Annotated in this window: 4 protein-coding genes; 2 read left to right on the top strand and 2 right to left on the bottom strand. The window is 59.2% G+C overall.

Features of this window, described 5'->3' with window-relative positions; genetic code table 11:
* Together WCA53_RS31705 and WCA53_RS31700 are read right to left on the bottom strand one after the other, a co-directional pair.
* A partial coding sequence (locus WCA53_RS31705; protein WP_423921015.1) for a beta-ketoacyl synthase chain length factor occupies nt 1–319 on the bottom strand: 319 nt, incomplete at its 3' end.
* 641 nt (nt 320–960) lie between these two features.
* Nucleotides 961–1,812 carry a polysaccharide deacetylase family protein gene (locus WCA53_RS31700; protein ID WP_423921012.1) on the bottom strand — a complete coding sequence of 284 codons (852 nt, stop codon included), beginning with the start codon at nt 1,810–1,812 and terminating at the stop codon, nt 961–963.
* A gap of 211 nt (nt 1,813–2,023) precedes the next feature.
* On the opposite strand from WCA53_RS31700, the gene WCA53_RS31695 reads away from it, so the two are divergent.
* Nucleotides 2,024–2,713 (top strand): PadR family transcriptional regulator, encoded by a 690-nt coding sequence (locus WCA53_RS31695; protein ID WP_423921009.1) that lies wholly within the window; start codon nt 2,024–2,026, stop codon nt 2,711–2,713.
* A gap of 7 nt (nt 2,714–2,720) precedes the next feature.
* Entirely contained in the window at nt 2,721–3,551 is an 831-nt protein-coding gene (locus WCA53_RS31690) for a siderophore-interacting protein (protein ID WP_423921006.1), read from the top strand.
* Nucleotides 3,552–3,720: the final 169 nt, after the last annotated feature.

The following is a 3,720-nucleotide window of genomic DNA, read 5'->3' as shown; positions in this document are numbered from 1 at the left end:
TCGCATTAAGCACGGACAAGCTGAACGATGTGGGCGAAACCGCTTCTTCCTCGCCGATCGCACGCAGGATCTCGGTGGTCCGACGCAATTCGCCATGTCGCGACGCGAACACAATGCGCACGCCACGCTCGTCGTGGAGGTTGTCCTGATCGTGCTGATGGCGTTGATGCCCCACGCAATCGTGTGCCACCTTCAGCGCGATCCGCGAGAGGCTGCTCAGGCGACGGCGCACCATCGGCTCGATAAAGCCGATGTCCACTTTGCCGGCGGCCGTAGCGGACCAGCGAGCGACCGGAAGGGTCCAGTGCATATCATGCATATCGATGTTGGAGAGCGAGCAGCCACCCTCTCGCGCCTGCACGGAGCGATCGCGTTTGTATCGAGAGGCACAAGGATAACCGGCAGATATCCGGGTGAGCGGCGCGCCTGACGAATAGCTGATAGCCACGCGCAGGTGACTTAAATTTGCTGCTGAATGAAAACATCAGAAAGAGCTGGCCAGGTTCTTTATTTGGGAGCTGATCATGCGGCAAATCCTCGAGTAATTCGGGCAGAAATTCCGTATCCGTATCCCCTTCACAACGGGAATAAAAACGGGGAACGCGCCCGAGATTACATTTCTTATGGTCGTTTGCGTCCGGAAACCGGCGCAGTGAATTGCTGTGCAAATCCCGACATGTGGGGCTAGCGTCGGCTTTTTCTTGCTTCGCCCGATCGCGTTGATTGTGCTTACCAAATCATGCCAAAGGGTCGAGCGTAGCATGGTCTTGCGACGCTTCCGAAAAGCCCAGCCAATTAGTTAATATTGGCCTTTATCGGGTCGGATCGACGGGCTCGATCGGCCCGGCGCTAGCGCCGCCTAGACGTTCTTCACGCAATTTATGGCCTTTTATCGACTCTGCATCGGCCCTGCATTGGCCCTGTCTGCGTGAGCCGCACATATCCAAATATAACTGCACTTTAGAAAGCTTCTCGTAACGTAACAAATTGAAGTCCTCGCCGTCTGGCTTCATCGATTACGCGCGGTAATACTGAAAGCAGAATCGGCTGACCGTCATTAGTAATCGCCGCGTTAGCATCGTGTAATAGCAGTATGTCCCGCGCAGCGAGATCCTTGAGCAAGCGCCGTGCCACGATCTCCGGATCGCGCTCGCGGGTATCGAAACCACGCTTGGTCCACGCGGCAAGTCGCAAATCCAGGTGCTGGAGCACAGGCTCCAGCAGGACATTGCGCAAGCCCGCGGGCGCGCGAAAGAACGCCGGCCGGTCGCCGGTCAACTCGGTGAGCGTGCGCTGTGCCGCGTCGATTTCCCGAGCCAATGCCGGCATGCCGCGCACCGAAAACGTGTGCACGTGCCGCTGCGTATGGTTCTCGACTTTATGTCCGCGGGCCACGATCTCTCGCGTTAGCGCGGGATGCCGGCGCGCGCGCTCGCCGATCAGGAAAAACGTTGCCCTCACTGAATAAGCGTCGAGCAAGTCGAGCACCTGGGGCGTGATAACAGGGTCCGGGCCATCGTCGATAGTGAGCGCGATAGAGGTGGCATTGCGCTCGATGTCCGGCAGTTGGGTCCAGTTGGCGCCAAGGATCCTGGAACGCGGCCATAAGCCTGCCACCGTGACCACAACATGATTGAGTGCGACACCGGCTAGCCACCACGGCCACATCGCCGGAACGATGGCCCACCCAACGAATGCTATTCCATGTACCGCGACCGTCGCCTTCAACGCGAGTGGATAGCGCGTGACCGGCCAACGCCGCTCGACTGGTAAATCGGGGTCACTTGACCATCGCAACAGCCGCTTGCTCATCTCGCTCCCTATGCGCTCACGACGGGAACGCGGTCCGAAGGGCGAGATGCTATCGCAGCGAACCGCAACTTGGCGGAAGCGCAACGGTTTTTATGAGATGGAGGGATGATTGCCTGCTCCTGCGGCGGCGATATTTCGTAAAGATATATCTTGACAACATATCTTAAGACTCATATCTTAAGATATGTTTTGCCACCTCAGGAGTTCCAAGATGAGACATCACCCCACGCGTGCACACGCTGAGCACGATTTCAACGACCGTTTTTCGCTGCATGCGCTTTGGCATGCGATTGGGCGCGGTCATCACCGTCATCATGGGGGCGGCCGCTTTCCTGGCGGTCCCGGCGATTTTGGCGGCGACGACGACGGCATGCCGCGCGGCCGCAAGTTCAGCTCGGACGATCTGCAATTGTTGCTGGTTGCGCTGCTGGCGGATGAACCGCGCCATGGCTACGAGTTGATCAAGGCGCTCGAAGTCCGTTCAAACGGTTTTTACACGCCCAGCCCGGGCATGATTTATCCGGCCCTCACCTACCTTGAAGAGTTGGGCTACGCGACCGTCGAACTACAAGGCAATCGTAAGCGCTATGCGCTTGCCGAGCCCGGCCACGTCTATCTGGCCGCCAACCGCGAGCGCGTCGACCTGATGCTTGCAAAGCTCAGTCATTTCGCCCGGAAGATGGATTCGGTTCGGCGCGCATTTGCGGGCGTCGATCCCGACGACGCCACGGGCGATAGCGGCAACGCATGGCTGCCTGAGTTCGTCCAGGCGCGCCGTGCGCTCAAGTATGCGTTGCTCATGCGCAGCGACGCCTCCCCGCTTGAGCAGCAGCGCATTGCCGCCATCCTCGCGCGCGCTACGGCCGAGATCGAAACCCAACCTGCACGCAAACCGGAGTAACCCGCCGATGAATGAAAATACGACTTTGGACCGGGCCGATCTCGCGATCGTCCGCGTTCGTCATCCGCTCAAGATGCGCTTGCTTCAGGTCAAGCGCGTCCTGCCCATCACGCCGCAGCTGGTGCGTATTACGCTGGCGGGCGACGATCTCGAAGGCTTCCAGTCCGCGTCCTTCGATGACCACATCAAAGTATTCTTCCCGCGCCCGGGAGAGGACAAACCCGCGTTGCCGGGCGTCGGCCCCAATGGTCCGATCTTTTCGGATACCGAACCAAAGCCGATTGCGCGCGACTTTACGCCTCGCCAATACGACCACGTGGCAGGCGAACTTGACATCGAGTTCGCGCTTCATGCGGCCGGCCCGGCAACAACGTGGGCGGCGCAGGCGCGGGTCGGACAGTATCTGGGGATTGGTGGGCCGCGCGGCTCGATGATGATCCCGACGGGCTTCGACTGGCATCTTTTGATCGGTGACGAAACCGCATTGCCGGCCATCGCGCGCCGTATTGAGGAATTGCCGGCGGGGACGCGCGTCGCGGCGCTGATCGAGGTTGAGCAGCCCTCTGCGCGCATCGACTTCGAGACGAAAGCGAATCTTTATGTTGAATGGCGCTATCGAAGCGAATCGGATTATCCCGGTGCCGGGTTGCTGCTCGCGCTACGCGAGATGTATTTGCCGGAGGGCGAGGGCTATGTGTGGGCGGCCGGGGAATCGACCGTTATTCGTGCCGTGCGGCAGCATCTTTGCGCTGAGCGCGGAATCGATAAGGGGCGCATTCGCGCATCGAGTTATTGGAAGCGCGGTTCGGATGCGGTACATGAGTCGATTGACGATTGATGGGATGTGGGGGTTGGGTCGGGGGGTGCTGATCGCGGTGAGTGTGGGGAGAGCGTTGAGTCCTTCTTCTCGCGTGGTCGTTCTGCTTAAGTCGGATTTTCTTGCTTATTACTGTTAGCCCCTATCCGGGGCGGGACTTCATTTCTTTTCAAACGCGAAAAGAAACGAA

It is taken from the genome of Caballeronia sp. (genome assembly GCF_049581465.1).
Taxonomy (GTDB): Bacteria; Pseudomonadota; Gammaproteobacteria; order Burkholderiales; family Burkholderiaceae; genus Caballeronia.
The sequence above is the reverse complement of the archived record's forward strand: the minus strand, read 5'-3'. Positions and strand labels throughout refer to the sequence as shown.

Excerpts from the sequence above, each read along its gene's own strand:
- WCA53_RS31690 (WP_423921006.1), top strand. The coding sequence starts at position 2,721 with ATGAATGAAAATACGACTTTGGACCGGGCCGATCTCGCGATCGTCCGC.
- WCA53_RS31695 (WP_423921009.1), top strand. The coding sequence starts at position 2,024 with ATGAGACATCACCCCACGCGTGCACACGCTGAGCACGATTTCAACGAC.
- WCA53_RS31700 (WP_423921012.1), bottom strand. The coding sequence starts at position 1,812 with ATGAGCAAGCGGCTGTTGCGATGGTCAAGTGACCCCGATTTACCAGTC.